Source organism: Burkholderia pulmonis (genome assembly GCF_984667975.1).
The window spans coordinates 1-14,907 of the sequence record NZ_OZ480187.1; the positions used below are offsets into that span (position 1 = coordinate 1).

The 14,907-nt window shown below is 66.1% G+C and carries 15 protein-coding genes; 9 read left to right on the forward strand and 6 right to left on the reverse strand.

Translation table 11 applies throughout. The features are described 5' to 3' along the window. Entirely contained in the window at positions 1-1,368 is a 1,368-nt protein-coding gene (locus AC5LXK_RS16795; RefSeq protein ID WP_175848270.1) for a replication initiation protein, read from the forward strand. A 92-nt stretch (positions 1,369-1,460) separates the two neighbouring features. On the opposite strand, the gene AC5LXK_RS16800 is transcribed toward AC5LXK_RS16795, so the two are convergent. Both AC5LXK_RS16800 and parA read right to left on the reverse strand, forming a co-directional pair. Further along, positions 1,461-2,522 (reverse strand): ParB/RepB/Spo0J family partition protein, encoded by a 1,062-nt coding sequence (locus AC5LXK_RS16800; RefSeq protein WP_493392623.1) that lies wholly within the window; start codon positions 2,520-2,522, stop codon positions 1,461-1,463. A 23-nt stretch (positions 2,523-2,545) separates the two neighbouring features. Further along, positions 2,546-3,208, reverse strand: a complete 663-nt coding sequence (gene parA, locus AC5LXK_RS16805) for a ParA family partition ATPase (RefSeq protein WP_124450694.1) — start codon at positions 3,206-3,208, stop codon at positions 2,546-2,548. Positions 3,209-4,183: 975 nt separating this feature from the next. On the opposite strand from parA, the gene arsC reads away from it, so the two are divergent. Next, positions 4,184-4,540, forward strand: a complete 357-nt coding sequence (arsC, locus tag AC5LXK_RS16810; RefSeq protein WP_493394094.1) for an arsenate reductase (glutaredoxin) — start codon at positions 4,184-4,186, stop codon at positions 4,538-4,540. Between the two features lie 136 nt (positions 4,541-4,676). Here the strand turns inward: arsC and AC5LXK_RS16815 are convergent, their stop codons facing one another. Together AC5LXK_RS16815 and AC5LXK_RS16820 are read right to left on the reverse strand one after the other, a co-directional pair. After that, positions 4,677-4,895, reverse strand: coding sequence for a zf-HC2 domain-containing protein (locus tag AC5LXK_RS16815; protein WP_493392624.1), 219 nt, complete (start codon positions 4,893-4,895; stop codon positions 4,677-4,679). Next, positions 4,873-5,472: an RNA polymerase factor sigma-70 gene (locus tag AC5LXK_RS16820; RefSeq protein WP_493392625.1), complete on the reverse strand. Its 600-nt coding sequence runs from the start codon at positions 5,470-5,472 to the stop codon at positions 4,873-4,875. The genes AC5LXK_RS16815 and AC5LXK_RS16820 overlap by 23 nt, the downstream gene beginning before the upstream one ends. Before the next feature lie 369 nt (positions 5,473-5,841). On the opposite strand from AC5LXK_RS16820, the gene AC5LXK_RS16825 reads away from it, so the two are divergent. Continuing rightward, positions 5,842-6,396 (forward strand): NADPH-dependent FMN reductase, encoded by a 555-nt coding sequence (locus AC5LXK_RS16825; RefSeq protein ID WP_050013472.1) that lies wholly within the window; start codon positions 5,842-5,844, stop codon positions 6,394-6,396. A 59-nt stretch (positions 6,397-6,455) separates the two neighbouring features. On the opposite strand, the gene AC5LXK_RS16830 is transcribed toward AC5LXK_RS16825, so the two are convergent. Next, positions 6,456-8,705: a hybrid sensor histidine kinase/response regulator gene (locus AC5LXK_RS16830; protein ID WP_493392626.1), complete on the reverse strand. Its 2,250-nt coding sequence runs from the start codon at positions 8,703-8,705 to the stop codon at positions 6,456-6,458. Positions 8,706-9,176: 471 nt separating this feature from the next. Between AC5LXK_RS16830 and AC5LXK_RS16835 the strand changes: the two genes are divergently transcribed. Genes AC5LXK_RS16835 through AC5LXK_RS16845 form a run of 3 tightly spaced genes read left to right on the forward strand, consistent with a single transcriptional unit; the run spans position 9,177 to position 11,099 of the window. Further along, positions 9,177-9,545, forward strand: a complete 369-nt coding sequence (locus AC5LXK_RS16835; protein WP_175845712.1) for a response regulator — start codon at positions 9,177-9,179, stop codon at positions 9,543-9,545. Then, the gene (locus tag AC5LXK_RS16840) at positions 9,538-10,164 is read left to right on the forward strand and encodes a chemotaxis protein CheC (RefSeq protein WP_493392627.1); all 627 of its coding nucleotides are present in this window, start codon (positions 9,538-9,540) and stop codon (positions 10,162-10,164) included. The genes AC5LXK_RS16835 and AC5LXK_RS16840 overlap by 8 nt, the downstream gene beginning before the upstream one ends. Then, positions 10,161-11,099, forward strand: coding sequence for a sensor domain-containing diguanylate cyclase (locus tag AC5LXK_RS16845; protein WP_493392628.1), 939 nt, complete (start codon positions 10,161-10,163; stop codon positions 11,097-11,099). Before AC5LXK_RS16840 ends, AC5LXK_RS16845 begins: the two co-directional genes overlap by 4 nt. Positions 11,100-11,115: 16 nt before the next feature. On the opposite strand, the gene AC5LXK_RS16850 is transcribed toward AC5LXK_RS16845, so the two are convergent. Next, positions 11,116-12,000: an alpha/beta fold hydrolase gene (locus AC5LXK_RS16850; RefSeq protein ID WP_493392629.1), complete on the reverse strand. Its 885-nt coding sequence runs from the start codon at positions 11,998-12,000 to the stop codon at positions 11,116-11,118. A 191-nt stretch (positions 12,001-12,191) separates the two neighbouring features. On the opposite strand from AC5LXK_RS16850, the gene AC5LXK_RS16855 reads away from it, so the two are divergent. The 3 genes from AC5LXK_RS16855 to hpnE all read left to right on the forward strand — a co-directional run bounded on the left by AC5LXK_RS16855 (position 12,192) and on the right by hpnE (position 14,899). Continuing rightward, a complete protein-coding gene (locus AC5LXK_RS16855; protein WP_493392630.1) occupies positions 12,192-12,524 on the forward strand; it encodes a hypothetical protein in 333 nt (110 codons plus the stop codon). A 259-nt stretch (positions 12,525-12,783) separates the two neighbouring features. Beyond that, positions 12,784-13,632: a presqualene diphosphate synthase HpnD gene (gene hpnD / locus AC5LXK_RS16860; RefSeq protein ID WP_493392631.1), complete on the forward strand. Its 849-nt coding sequence runs from the start codon at positions 12,784-12,786 to the stop codon at positions 13,630-13,632. 13 nt (positions 13,633-13,645) lie between these two features. Continuing rightward, positions 13,646-14,899 carry a hydroxysqualene dehydroxylase HpnE gene (hpnE, locus tag AC5LXK_RS16865; RefSeq protein WP_493392632.1) on the forward strand — a complete coding sequence of 418 codons (1,254 nt, stop codon included), beginning with the start codon at positions 13,646-13,648 and terminating at the stop codon, positions 14,897-14,899. Positions 14,900-14,907: the final 8 nt, after the last annotated feature.

Consider the following 14,907-nt stretch of genomic DNA (forward strand, 5'->3'; position numbering starts at 1 on the left):
ATGGCCACGACGAAGCGCGCCAAGAAAACCGATGTGGATGTGGTGAGTGCCAGTTCAGCCGAATTGCGCAAGGCCGTCGAGGCGATTGCCATTCAGCCGAAAAGCGGCAAGATCACGCTCCTCACTCGCAAGCTGTTCAATGTCCTGCTGGCCGTCGCGCAGCAGGCCGACGACTCGGGCGATACGTATCGCGCGCTGCTGTCGGACATCGTCGCCAACTCCGCTTTCGATTCGAACGACACCGCACTGGTGAAGGAACACCTGCGCCGCATGGTGTCGGTTCAGGTCGAATGGAGCACGGGGACGTCGAGCCAGAAGCCCGGCCGCAAGTGGGGGATCTCCACGCTGATCGCCGATGCTGAAATTCTCGAGGATCCGACGACCCGCCGCGTGTGGGTCGAATTCTCGTTCGCGCCGAAGATCAAGAAGAAGCTGCTCGACCCGGTCCAGTACGCGCGGCTGAGCCTGCAGTTCCAGAGCCAGCTGCGCAGCAGCGCCGGTCTCGCGCTGTACGAGATCTGCGTGCGTTACCTGACGAACCCGAGCCACCTGACGATGCGCGAGCCGTGGGAGTGGTGGCGGCCGATCCTGTCGGGCACGCCCGACACGGAGGCCGGTGACGAGGCGAAGCGCGAGTACAAGTACTTCAAGCGCGACTACCTGCGCCCCGCGATCGCGGAAGTCAACGCGGTCACCAACATCTTCGTCGAGCTGATCGAGCACCGCGAAGGGCGCCGGGTGGCCGAGATCCAGTTCCGCGTGACCGAGCGCAAGCAGCCGATGCTCGCACTCGACGAGCATCCGAATGTGTTCGACAGCACGCTGGTCGACCGGATGGTGAAGCTCGGGATCCCGCTGAAGGAAGCGCAGACGCTGTATGCGGACAGCGAGGAAAACCGGATTCGCGCCGCACTGCAGATGACCGAGCAGCGGATGCGCAGCACGACGCTGCCGCCGGTGCGCAGCGCGCCGGCTCTGTTCAAGGATGCGTTGAAGAAGGGTTATGCGCCGCCGGTCGAGTCGGTCGACGCGCTGCCTGCCGGCACGCCGTCCGCGAAGGTCGTAGCCGCCCAGCCGGACGATCTGAAGGCTCGCCTGCTGAGCGAGTTCGCGGCGTTCCGCCGCAAGGAAGCGAAGGTGCTGTACGAAGAGCAGGGCGACGCGGAGCGCGAAGTGGCGCGCGAGTCGTTCGAATCCGAGGCACTGCCGACGATGGGTTCGCATCTGCGCGATGACTGGCGCAAGCGCGGCCTCGATTCCAAGCTGGCCGAGACGGCCTTTTTCGACTGGCTGGCCCAGAAGACCTGGGGCGAGCCGACGGACGGCGATCTGCTGTCGTTCACGCTGAACCAGTCGCGGGCCGCCTGAGGCCCGCTCAGGCCCGCTGACGGGCCGCCGCCGGCCCCGCCCGCCAGTCGGGTGGGCCCGGCGTCTTCACCAGGCCCTGCCGGCCGTTTCCATCACTCCGACAACAGCATCCGCTCGAGCTGCTCGAGGATCGCGTCGCGCTTGTCCTTCGGGAGGCCGCGCAGGCGCAATTCGATGCGGTCTTCGCCATACGACTTCAGGTCGCCGACCGACTTGCCGCCGAGCTTGATCTCGAGACGCTGCGCATAGCGCTGACGGCCCGCGGGCTTCGGCGTTTCCTGCGCCGCGACGCGGCCCTTGACGATGTCCGACACCTGGCGCGTGCTGAGATCGTCCGACACGATCTTGTTGATCAGGCGCAGCGTCGCCTCGGTGCCGCGCGCGTTGTGATAGCGGCCGACCTGATACGCCATGTTCGATCCGAAGCGATCGGGGCGCGCGACCATTTCCTGCATGATCGCTTCCGGCAGCTTGCCGATCGACAGCGCGACGGCCACCGTCGACTCGTCGAGGCCCAGATGCTCGGAGAGCTCCTTCTGGCTCTGGAAATGCTTGTCGTCGAGGAAGCGGCGCCACACGACGGCGTTGTCGAACACCGTCTGCGAATCGCGCTGGACGTTGAGGTCGTAGCCGAGCTTGTAGCTCTGGATACCGATCGGCACGTCGATCACGATCGCCTTGACCGATTCCTTGTTCGCTTCCTTCAGCGCCCGCACGCGGCGGCCGCCGTCGCTGACGAAATACGTGCCCGGGGCGTCGTAGTCCGGAATCACGTGGATCGCCTGCTGTTGCCCCTGCTTCGCGAGGTTGACCGCGAGTTCGGCAATCGACGATTTCAGATAGAAGTGCCGCGGGTTGAACGGGCTATGCTTGATCGCCTTCAGCGACAGCTCGATCACCTGCCCGGGCGCATAGCGGTTCTCGAGGCGCCACGCGCGATATTGCTGCGATTCGTCGATCGACGGATCGATCGTGAGTTCCGGAGCAGCCGGCGGTGCGATGTCTTTCTTGGCGGATTTGGTCGGCGCCGGGGCGGGCGTCTCGGACTTGACGATGCCGTCAATCGCATTGAGCCGATCAAGCGCCGTGCGCTTCTCGCTCGTCGTGATATCCGGGCGCGCTTGGAATCCTTTGGCAAATTGGGAGGGTTTCATGTGACTCCTTTGTGCGCATAAAGTCAGGGCAGCATGGCGACGATTTCGTCGGCACATGCGCGAATTTCGGTGGCGGCCAGCTTGCCGCCGCGATCGTTCATCTGCAGCACGGTCTGACCGAGCGCCATCGCCTGCTTGTACGCTTCCCGGGTCGGGATCTGGGTCTTCAGCAGCGGAAAGCCGAGCTCCTCGAGTGCACGCTTGAGCTCGCGGGTCAGCATGCGCTTCTCTTCGGTCTTGTTCAGCAGGAAGACGGCGCGGAGGTCTTCGTTCATGACCTGCGCCTGCTGGATCAGCTTCACCAGCCCGACGCTCGACCAGTAATCGGCCGGCGACGACGACGTCGGGATCACGGCGATCGATGCGGCGAGCAGGACGACGCCGGAGACTTTCTCGGTGATCGACGGCGGGCAGTCCACGACGATGATGTCGTAGTCGTTGATGAACTTCTTGATCTCGCGATGGATCTGGCCGTCGGCTTCGGCGAGGTTGACGACCGGAAACGGGATGCCGTTTTCGCTGTCGCCGGCTGCGCTCGACCAGTGAACCAGCGTGTTTTGACGGTCTGCGTCGATGACGAGGACGCGCTTCCCTTTTTCATGGAACGCGGCGCCGAGGTGCATGGCAATCGTGCTTTTGCCGACGCCACCTTTTTGTTGAGTGACTGCAATGATTTCCGCGGCCAATTTTCACTCCTGTTTTGGTCGTTGGAATTCTACAGGACGATATTTGAATTTCAATGAAATTGTCGTTCAACAACTACGCATTAGCCATTCGGGCTATCGGTTTATGCGCATAAACGAGCTGGCGAAGATCGGTGGCTCGATTCGAGAGGGCGGTCGATGCACGAAGAGGTTGATGGGCCGCTCGACGGTCGGGTCTTCGCGCGCTACATGGTCGACGCGAACCGATCATCAATGACCTATCTTGGCGCTCTGCCCTTTCGCCGGGTGGGCGCAGTCTTGCCAGCGAGCGGCTGAGTTTGTGCGCATAAACTCAGCGGAGACCGAGGCGGCCAAATCTCTTGCGAGATCGCCTCCGATTCGCGAGCAAGGGTTGTGGTCTGCAAGCGGTGGCTCAGGACGGAGTGTCGACGCGAGTCATTGAGCCGGCATGTGCCGATACAACGCAATCATCGGGCGCGGCGTTTATGCGCATAAACCGGAGGCGATGGAGGGCGAGTGATGAAGGGATCACCTGCTGGTCTGAATCGAGTGCGAGGCGATGTCGCGTCGAGGGCTGCCTGTCGATGCCGTGATTCCGAGGTGCCGTGGCGTATCGACATACGACCGGGCCTTGAATCGTCGGGTTGCGTCACCGGTCGATCGCTGACTTTATGCGCATAAAGCCCCTCGATTGGTCACGCGATCGCCCACTCTTCACCTTCCCGCTCAAGGCTTCCTTCAGGAGGCATCGGCATGCGGATCCCGGTTCCTCATCCCGAGCACGTGGGCCGTTCGACTTTATGCGCATAAACACGTCGCTTCATTGAAGCAAGTCCTTGAAGCGCACCCCCTCGCGTCGCGAGTTCGTGAGGCATCGATTCGCCAAACAGCATCGACGACGATCGAATCCCACCCCCGATCTCGCCGGGCCTGCCCCACCGAGCCTCTCGATACAGACTGGCTACAATACAGGGCTCTACCATCCAGGCCTGAATGATGATCACGATCTACCACAACCCCCGATGCTCGAAGTCGCGTGAGACGCTTGCGCTGGTCGAGTCGCTGAATACCGCCGGCGCGCCGCTGACCGTCGTCGAATACCTGAAGACGCCGCCGACGGCGGAGGAACTGGAAACGCTGCATCGGCAGCTCGGCCGCCCGGTTCGCGACATGCTGCGCGACGGCGAGGAGCCGTACAAGACACTGAATCTGGCTCGCGCGGATCTGACCGACGCGGAAGCCTACGCAGCGATTGCCGCGCACCCGATTCTTTTGCAGCGCCCGATCGTCGTGTACCGGGGCAAGGCGGCGATCGGCCGGCCGCCGGAATCGGTGAAAGGGCTGTTCGAATAATTCTTGCCCGGCGTATTTTTATTATTGCATCAGTCCGGTGCGCGAGCCGTCCCAATCGAGTCGGCGTGACCATCGGGCATCACGCCGCCCGCCGCCCGCTTACGCGAACGATAGCGGCACCACGAGCGAGCGGCGTCTAGCGCTCACCGGACGACGACCCGCCGTCATCGTCCGGCTCCCGCCCCGCCGCCGCTTTCGCGGCCGTCCGCAACAGCGAAATCTGTCCGCGATAGGTTCTGCATCCGCTGCAGGTCGGCAGATGCACACGCACCTGCAGGCGCTCGTGCAACGTCAGATGCCGGTCGAGCGCATCCGACAGCAGTCGCGTGATGTCAGTACATTTCCCCGGCAGCATCTTCGGTCGTCAGTCCTTTTTCGCTCAGGCAGGTTCGCAGGCGCGTGCGCGCCCGATACAGCAGCACGCTGCAATGATTCGTCGTCAGCGTCAATTCGCTGCAGATGTCCGTAATCTCGACATCGAGGAACTCGCGCATCATGAACACGCGCCCGATCTGCTCCGGAAGGTGGTCGAGGCAGACCTGGAACAGCGTCCAGAACTGCTGCTGCTGCAACAGCGTCTCGGGCTTCGGCCACGGCCGCGGCTTCGCATGCGCGGCCCAGTGCCCGTTTTCCTTGAACAGTTCGCGATCGAGCACTGATTCGCCGTCGAGCTCGGCGTCGAGCGCGGTCAGGCTCACCATCCGTTGCCGTGCACGCAGCACGTCGATCAGCTTGTTGCGCAGGATGCCGAACACCCAGGTCTTGTGGGCCGACAGCCCGGCGAAATCGCCCGCGTGCGACCACGCGGCCGCCAGCGCTTCCTGCACGGCGTCTTCGGCCGCGTCGGCATCGCGGAGCTGGAGCCGCGCGAAGCGCAGCAGGTCGCGCCGCAATTGCGCGAGATAAACGGGATCGTCGTAGGCGGACGGCATGTCTGGGTTGCAGTGTCTCGAAACGATCGCGCATGCGCCACAGCGCGGGCGCGATCGCAGTGCGAGCAGCTTACTGGGCACGCCGCCACGCTGCAACGCATGTTCCGTCACGAATTCACGAAACCGGCCGGCGCGCTGCGCTATGCTTGCCGAACTCCCGCCCCGCGCGTCGACGGCGCCGCGCGACGGGCAATCTGTAACGTCAGAACATAACGGTCGAGTTATCCACAATTTCTGTGGAAAACCTTGTGGAAAGTCGGCCTGACGGCCCCGTGGGACGGCTCGCGGGCTGGCTTGCCTATAAACAGACCTTTGTCGCCCATTCGGAAGCAATCGATCCGATTCCTCACTCACCGGAAGGAGAATGCCATGTCCTATCGTATTGCGGTCGTCGTCGGCAGCCTGCGTCGCGCGTCGACGAACCGCGCGCTCGCGCACGCCGTGATCTCGCTCGCCCCCGCCGATTTTTCGTTCGAGTTCGTCGAGATCGGCGAACTGCCGCTGTACAGCCAGGATTACGACGCGGATTTCCCGGAAGTCGCGAAGCGCTTCAAGCAGTCGATCGAAGCCGCCGACGCGCTGCTGTTCGTCACGCCCGAGTACAACCGGTCGATGCCGGGCGTACTGAAGAACGCGCTCGACTGGGGCTCGCGCCCGTGGGGTTCCAACTCGTGGTCGGGCAAGCCGGGTGCGGTACTCGGCACGTCGCCGGGCGCAGTGGGCACCGCGCTCGCGCAGCAGCACCTGCGCAACGTGCTCGCGTATCTCGACGTGAAAACGCTCGGCCAGCCCGAGATGTTCATCAAGCACGATCCGGCGCGCATCGACGACCAGGGGCAGATCGTCAGCGAAGACACCCGCAAGTTCCTGCAGGGCTTCGTCGATCGCTACGCGGGCTGGGTGCGCCTGCTGAAATCGGCCTGATGACGCCGGCCTGATCGTCTCGCCCGTTCACGCCGCCGGCGCCGCCCGCATGCCGCGGGTCACGCGCCGGCGTGCCGTGCGTCGCGCGCCTCGCGGATGCCCAGCAGGATCTCGTCGAGCAGCGCGATGTCGAACGGCTTCGACAGCACGCGGACGTTGACGGTGCGCGTGCGGTCGAGTTCCTCCGCATAACCCGTGACGAGAATCACGGGCAGCTTCCCCGGCCGCTTCTCGACCGCTTCGGCCAGGTCGATGCCGTTCAGCCGGCCCGGCATGTGGATATCCGAAATCACGAGGTCGAACGCGTCGTTCGCGGCTGCGCCCTCGATCAGGCGCAACGCATCGTCGGCGGTGGGCGCATAGGTCACGCGGTGGCCGAGCAGCGACAGCAGCGCTTCCGTGCCGGCCGCGACTTCGCTGTTGTCCTCGACGAGCAGCACGTGCAGGCCGGCGAGCGCGCCCGAACCTGCATCGTGCGCGATGGCCGGCGGCCGCGCGACGACGTCCTCGGCGCGCGCGCGCGGCAGGTAGAGACGCACCGACGTGCCGGCGCCGACTGCGCTGTCGATCGTCGCGAGGCCGCCCGAGCGTTCGCAGAACGCGAACACCTGCGGCAGGCCGAGCCCCGTTCCCATCCCCTGCGCCTTCGTCGTGAACAGCGGTTCGAACGCGCGTGCGAGCACGTCGGGCGCCATGCCCGAACCCGTGTCGTCGAGCGAGATCTGCACGAAATCGCCGGTCAGCGGAAAACCGTCCTCGCGGCGCAGCGTCACGTTGCGCGCGCCGACCGTGAAGCGTCCGCCGGCCGCCATCGCGTCGCGTGCGTTGACCGCCAGGTTGATCACCGCGAGCTCGAGCTCCGCGACGTCGACCCGGATCGGCCAGACGCCGGGCTCGATCGCCACGACCAGCGACGATTTCGACCCGAGCGACGTCTTCAGCAGTTCGCGGCACGTGCCGACCCATTGCCCGACGTCGATCGTCTCGTTGTGCAGCGGCTGCTTGCGCGCGACGCCGAGGAGCTGGCGCGTGAGCGACTGCCCGTTCTTCAGCGCGCGCTCGATCGCGCCGAGTTCCTTGTCGAGATGCTGGACGCCGCGCCGCCGCGCGATCTGCACGTTGCTCGAGATGATCATCAGCAGGTTGTTGAAGTCGTGCGCGACGCTGCCGACGAGGTTGCCGAGCGCCTGCATCTTGCGCGACTGCCGGTACGCCGATTCGATCGAGCGCCGCATCGACGCTTCGGCCTGCCAGCGGTCCCATGCCTCCTCTTCCGCCTTCAGCCGCTTGAGCGACAGCCAGATCACGGACCATAGCGCGACCGACGGCGCGAACATCGAGATGAACAGGACGCTCAGGTGTTCGTACCATTCATGCCAGATCGCCGACGTGCGGTACGCGCACGTCACGTACACGGGATAGCTGCCGACCTGGCGGTACGCGACGATCTCGCTGCTCGCGCCGTCGTGCCGCACGCGCACGACGCCCGCGCGCGGATCGTTGTGCGCGTCGCCGAACGTGACCGAGCGATCGGTGTGCGCGAGCGCCGGCGGCGGCGGATACGACGCGATCACCGCGCCGTCCGAGCGCGCGAGCGCCATCGTCATCGGCGTGCTCGCGCCGCCGAGCAGGTCGCGGTAGAACGCGTTGAAATACGATGACTTCAGCGCGATCGACACCATCCCGGCGAACGAACCGTCGCTATGGCGGCGTGCGACACCCGTGTTGAACACGGGGATGTTCTCGAGCTTGAGCGGCCCCATCATCAGCCGCGAGATGTGCTCGATGACCTTGCCGTCGCGGATGCCGGCGAAGTCGTCGCGGTTCGCGATCGACGCATACGGCGCCGGATAGTAGAGGCTGTTGGCGAGCAGCATGCCGCTCGCGCCGAAGATCGACACGGCGGCCACCTGCGGATAGCCGCCGCCGATCGTGTTCAGCGCTTCGTGGATGTCGGATTCCCGGTTGCGCACGGTGGCGTCGTCCATGTCCTGCACGAGGTCGACGATGCGCGCATCGAGCGTCTCGCTCAGGTCGAACACCTTGAGCGCGTGCTCCTCGGCGACACGCACCGTGCGCATCGTCACGTCGCTCGCGGCGGCCTCGCGCGTCTTCAGGTCGTTGTATGCCATCACCACCACGTAGATGCACGGCAGCACGATCGCCGCGACGAGCAGCACGATCAGCGTGACGCGGCGGACCGCGAAATCGTGCTCGGGTGCGCCGGACGCGTAGTTGCCGTCGTCCTGCCAGTCGTCGGCGGGAGGGGGGGCGGGAGCGCGGGAGTCGGCAGGCCGTTCGGACGTCATCGGGGAAGGCGGGTGAGGCAGAGGTGCCTGCCATCATAAACGAGTTGCGGCGGCCCGCCGCGGCGCGCCGGACGGGCGAGATCCTGTCGAAATTGACAGAGGGAAACTGTCAGATTGAAAACGCGACGAATCCGGCAGCGCAAACGTACACAAGGAAAAATTTTGCGTACTTATCTCGAAAATGGTCGCGGCTGTTTTCGGAATGACGCGCGATCGGATCGATTCTGTCCGAAATGGTGAAAATGGCGAGTTGCATCGCCTTCGGTTTACTCAGAGAATCGCGCCTTGCTTTCCCTATGACAGATATATGCGCCCGCCGGCGATCGCCGCGCGGTGCGTCGCGCGCACCTGCGTCGCGGCGCCCGCGCGCGGTCGCAAGGCGGTTGCCCGCGCGCGAAACGCATGGCCCTAAAGAAGTGCGCCGCGCGGTCGTTAACGCGAGAGAGACCATTCCGTATACCGCATCGCCCCATGCCTTTGCCGATTGTAATTGCCGACGATTCGCTGCTCGCTCGCAAACTGATGACAAAGGCGCTGCCGGGAGACTGGGACGTTGAAGTCGCGTATGCAGCGAATGGTCGCGAGGCCTTGGCGCTCTATCGTGACGGCAAAGCTTCCGTGATGTTTCTGGACCTGACGATGCCCGACATGAGCGGATATCAGGTCCTGGAAACACTGCGCCACGAAGATCTGAACACGTTCGTGATCGTGGTATCCGCCGATATCCAGCCGCAGGCGCAAGCACGCGTGCGTGAATTAGGCGCGATCGCATTCGTTGCCAAGCCCGTGACGTCGGAGGCATTGCTGCCCATTCTCAAGGAGTATGGGTTGTATGCCTGAATCGGTGTTCACGGCGGAGCAACGCGACGCGTTGCAGGAGATCGCCAACCTTGCAATGGGCCGCGCAGCCGCGCGGCTTGCGTTGCTGCTTGGGCGCTTCATCGAGTTGTCGGTGCCGCGCGTGCGTGTCGTGAAAGCGGCCGACGCGGGTAACGCGCTGCGCGAGATGACGGGCATTCACGACAACGTGACCGCCGTGCGCCAGGGCTTCCGCTCCGACATCAAGGGCGAGGCGATCGTGCTGTGCCGCACGGCGGGCGTCGCGCGGCTCATGTCGGTCGTCGACCGCACGTTCGGCGACGGCGTGTACGGCGGGATGGCGACGCCGGACGAGCTCGTGTTCGACGTCGCGAACGTGCTGATGGGCGCGTGCGTCGCGTCGATTCTCGACGAACTCGGGCGCAAGCCCGTGTTTTTTCCACCAGGGCTGCTCGGCGCGAACGTATCGTTCGACGACGTGTTCCAGCCGAACGAACTCGCATGGAGCGTTGCGTTGCTGCTCGAGGTGAACTTCGGGCTCGAGGACCATACGTTCCGCGCCCACTTCGTGATGCTGATGGCCGAAGATTCGATCCGGCTGATGGGCGACGCGCTCGACGCGTTGCTGTCCGCGCTATGACGGCCGCCGCTCCGCTGCTGAGCGACCTCGTGATCGAGCGGGTCGGCTTCGGCCTGTTCGTGCTCGACCGTTCGATGAACGTACTGATGTGGAACCGCTTCATGCAGGACCACAGCGGCATCCCGGCCGACGACGTGATCGGCCGCAATCTGTTCGACTGTTTTCCGGACCTGCCGCACGCATGGCTGTCGCGCAAGATCGAGAGCGTGTTCCAGCTCGGCAGCTTCGCATTCAGCTCGTGGGAGCAGCGGCCCTACCTGTTCCGCTTCGAGCACGACCGGCCGATCACGGGCGGCGTCGACTACATGCAGCAGGACTGCACGTTCATGCCGCTCACGCGCGGCCGCGACGTCGAAGCCGTATGCGTGACGATCTCGGACGTCACGCACGTCAGCGTGATGCAGCGGGAGCGTGAGGAAGCGGTCGCGAAGCTGCGCGAGCACGCGAATCGCGACGGGCTGACCGGCATCGCGAACCGGCGTTTCTTCGAGGCGCGGCTCGGCGACGAGTTCGCGCGCTGGCAGCGCTACGGCGGCGACATGTCGGTGCTGCTGTTCGATCTCGACCACTTCAAGACGATCAACGACCGCTTCGGGCATGCGGCAGGCGACGCCGTGCTGCGCGAAACGGCGCGCCGCGTCGCGTCGATCGTGCGGGCGCAGGATACGTTCGGCCGCTTCGGCGGCGAGGAATTCGCGCTGCTGCTGCCGTGCACGAATCTCGACGAGGCGATGCTGGTGGCCGACAAGGTGCGCGACGCGATCGGCAGCCTGCCGGTCGATGCCGAGGGGGTCAGCGTGCCGGTGACGGCGAGCGTCGGCGGCGCGTGCGCGAAGACGGGTGCGCCGACCAGCGACGTGCTCGTCAACGAGGCCGACGCCGCGCTCTATCGCGCGAAGCGGCTCGGGCGCGATCGTTCGGTCGCCTACGCGTAGACCGCACCCGCCCCGCTCAGCTTTTCGCGATGTCGGCGAGCACGCCGGCCAGCACGGCCGGCTGCGACATGAACGGCGAATGGCTGCTGTCGAGCTGGTGCACGTGGGTCGGGTTGCCGGGCGCGAGCGCGTCGGCTTCGTCGATGAAGCGTTGCTGCAGCGCGGGCAGGATCACGCGATCCTCGAGACACTTGATGTAGTGACGATCGATCGCACCCCAGCGCGCGGCGGTCGTCGGGATCGCGGTCGCGAACGGCGCGGCCGGCACGTCGCAGGTCATCAGGTTCGCGACCGCGTCGAAGTCGGCCTGCGGCACGTCTTCGTACAGCGCGCGCTTCATCGTGTCGCGATACGCGGCGTCGCCGCTGCGCGGATCGATGCGCAGCGCACCGGCCACGCGCGGGCTCGCGAGCATCAGCGGGCCGAGCATCTCGCCCTTGTTTTCCGGTGCGCGCACGTAGTCGAGGCCCGGCACGCCCGAGCCCGGCATGAAGGCCGCGAGATAGACGATCTTCGCGATCTTTTCCGGTGCGCGTTCGGCGGCTGCCGTGATCGCGAGGCCGCCCATGCTGTGCGCGACCAGCACGACCTTGCCGTGGCCGAGCGCATACGCGTCGTCGACGGCCTGCATCACCTGCGTCGCGTAATCGTCGAGCGTGGTGTTCGCGACCGGCGACGGCTCGGCGCCGAACGCGTCCTTGTCGAGCGGCCGTTCGTGATACGACGCGGGAAAGCGGGCGTTGATGCCGTGCGCGGGCAGGTCGCGCGCGATCGACAGGTGGCCGCGCGCAGCCAGCGCGGCCGCGACGTGCGCGTAGCACCACGCGCCGTGCCACGCCCCGTGCACGAGTACGAAAACGGGATGGCCGGACTGCGGGGTGGCGGTGTCGTTCGTCTCCATGGTGTCCGTATTTTTTGAGAAAGGTGTCATCTTAGACGAACCCGCCGGCATCCAGACGCGAACGCACAGCGCGATCGCGCGGCCGGCTTCGATCCGTCCCTTTTGTCTCGCGCAGGCCACATTTCGTCCGGATCTGATTTGAATTTGTGCCGAAGCGCGCTAATTTGTTACTTTGCCCGCGATTGCGCCCCATGAACGTCGACTATCTCTTCTACCGGAAGCCGGACAAGCCCGGCCCCTATTCGCTCGACGACCTGGGCGAGATCGCACCGCCGATCGGCCCGGGCGACCTGGTGCGCGCGGGTATCGCGCGCGTGTTCGAGCAGGTCGACTGGCAGGAATCGCCGGACGTGCCGGGCGCGTGGTTCGGCACGGGCGGCGCGGTGTTCCAGTTCACCGCCGAGCCCGACGGCCGCGTGACGAGCTTCATGGGCTCGCGCCTCGAGCGCCGCTCGATGCTGCAGCTCACGCGCGAAATGGGGCTCATTGCGCTCGACCTGCAGCGCGACATCGTTTACGGCTGACGCACCGCGCGGCACCTGTTCCCGTCGGGGCCGCCGCTCCGGCCCGGCAGCGGTGCCCGGCGCCCCGCCCGGCGGGGCGCGTGTCCGCCATCGAACTTCAAAGATTGCTATACTTTCGCCCAATTCCGGCTTCCGGCCGGCAATTTGTGCCTGTCTGCGTCGATCGTTCGCATATCTCGCACGCATTTGACACCCTGACCATCCCAGCCGGGCATGGCTTCTTCAATCGCCCCGCGTGGGTGTCTCCGTGGAGCTCGTCTTGGCCGTTTCCAATACCGTCGTGGACGAACAAGAAACCGACGCCGCTGCCGTCACATCGGGCAGTTCCTTCTATCTGGCGATGCGCATCCTGCCGGCCGTGCAGCGCGATGCGATGTTCCAGGTCTACGCGTTCTGCCGCGCGGTCGACGACATCGCCGACAGCGACCTGCCGCGCGCCGAGCGCAACGCGGGCCTCGATCGCTGGCGCGCCGACATCGACGCGTGCTTCGCCGGCCGTCCGCCGCGCCACCTGGCCGCGCTCGATCGCGAGATCCGCGCGTTCAACCTGCAGCGCGACGATTTCCACGCGATGATCGACGGGATGGCGATGGATGCGGTCGAAGACATTTGCGCGCCCGACGAGCCGACGCTCGACCTCTTCTGCGATCGCGTGGCGAGTGCCGCCGGCCGGCTGTCGGTGAGGATTTTCGGGATGCCGGAAGCCGAAGGGATCACGCTGTCGCATCACCTCGGCCGCGCGCTGCAACTGACGAACATCCTGCGCGACATCGACGACGATGCGGCGATCAACCGTTGCTACCTGCCGCGCGAGCTGCTCGCGCGCGAAGGCATCGCGATCGCCGATCCGGCGACCATCGTGCGCGATCCGGCGCTGCCGCGCGTGTGCGCGACGCTCGTCGAGCGTGCGCTCGAGCACTTCCGCCAGGCCGACGCGGTGATGGACACCTGCCCGCGTGCGCAGGTGAAGGCGCCGCGCATCATGTCGGGCGCCTATCGCTGCATTCTCGAGGCGGCGGTCGCACGCGGCTTTGCCGCGCCGCGCGCGCCGCTGCGCAAGCCGAAGGCGCGCATGCTGATGATCGCTGCGCGCTACGCGCTGTTCTGAGTCGACCGAGTCGATGCCCAGAACCGTCCACGTGATCGGTGCCGGACTCGCGGGCCTGTCGGCCGCGGTCGAGCTGCAACGCCGCGGGCGGCGCATCGTGCTGCACGACGCGCATGCACACGCGGGCGGCCGCTGCCGTTCGTGGTTCGACGGGACGCTGAACACGACGCTCGACAGCGGGCTGCACACGGTGTTCGCGGGGCAACCCGCGACGCAGCGCTACCTGCGCGCGATCGGCGCGGCCGATCAGCTCGCGGGGCCCGCGCTGCCTGAATTTCCGGTCGTGGACGTCGCGTCGCAGCAGCGCTGGACGCTGCGCTTCGGCAGCGGGCGCTGGCCGTCGTGGCTGTCCGATGCCGCGTCGCGCGCGCCGGGCACGACGCCGCTCGACTACCTCGCGCTTGCCCCGCTCGCGTTCGCGCGCACGGGTCGCTCGCTTGCACAGACGATGCGATGCGACGGCGTGCTGTGGGATCGTTGGCTGCGGCCGTATTTCCTCGGTGTGCTGAACGTCGAGCCGCGCCATGCGAGCGCCGAACTCGCGCGCGCCGCACTGTGCGGCACGTTCGCCGCGGGCGGCCCCGGCTGCCGTCCGCTCGTCGCGCGCCACGGACTCGGCAGCGCATTCGTCGAACCGGCGCTGCGGATGCTGCAGCACGGCGGCGCGCAGATCCGGCTGAATTCGCGGCTCGACGCGTTCGAATTCGGCGCGCACGGCAATGCGGTCGATGCGGTGTCGGTCGGCGGCGAGCGCATCGATCTCGCGCCGGGCGACGCGGTCGTGCTGGCCGTGCCGCCCGAGGTCGCGCAGCCGCTCGTGCCCGAACTCGCCGCGCCCGACACGTTCAGCGCGGTCGTGACCGCGTATTTCGCGGTCGAGACGCCAGCCGGCGCGCCGTTGCAGACGACCGTCGTCAACGGCATCGTCGATGCGGTGCGCACGGGCGGCGGCCAGCTCGCGGCGACGATCCGCGACGCGGGCCGCTGGCTCGACACGCCGCGCGACACGCTCGCGCGGCGCATCTGGGAAGACGTCGCGCGCGTGACCGGCGCGAACCCGGAAGCCATCCCCGCGTGGCAGCTCGTCGTCGAGCCGCGCGCGGGTTTTGCGGCGGTGCCGTCGCAGGAAATGAAACGTCCGGCCGTGCGTACGCGCTGGACCAATCTCGTGCTGGCGGGTGACTGGATTGCCACCGGTTTACCCGCCACGATCGAGGGCGCGATCCGTTCCGGCCAACTGGCCGCGGACGTGCTCCAGACACAGTAAGTAACAGA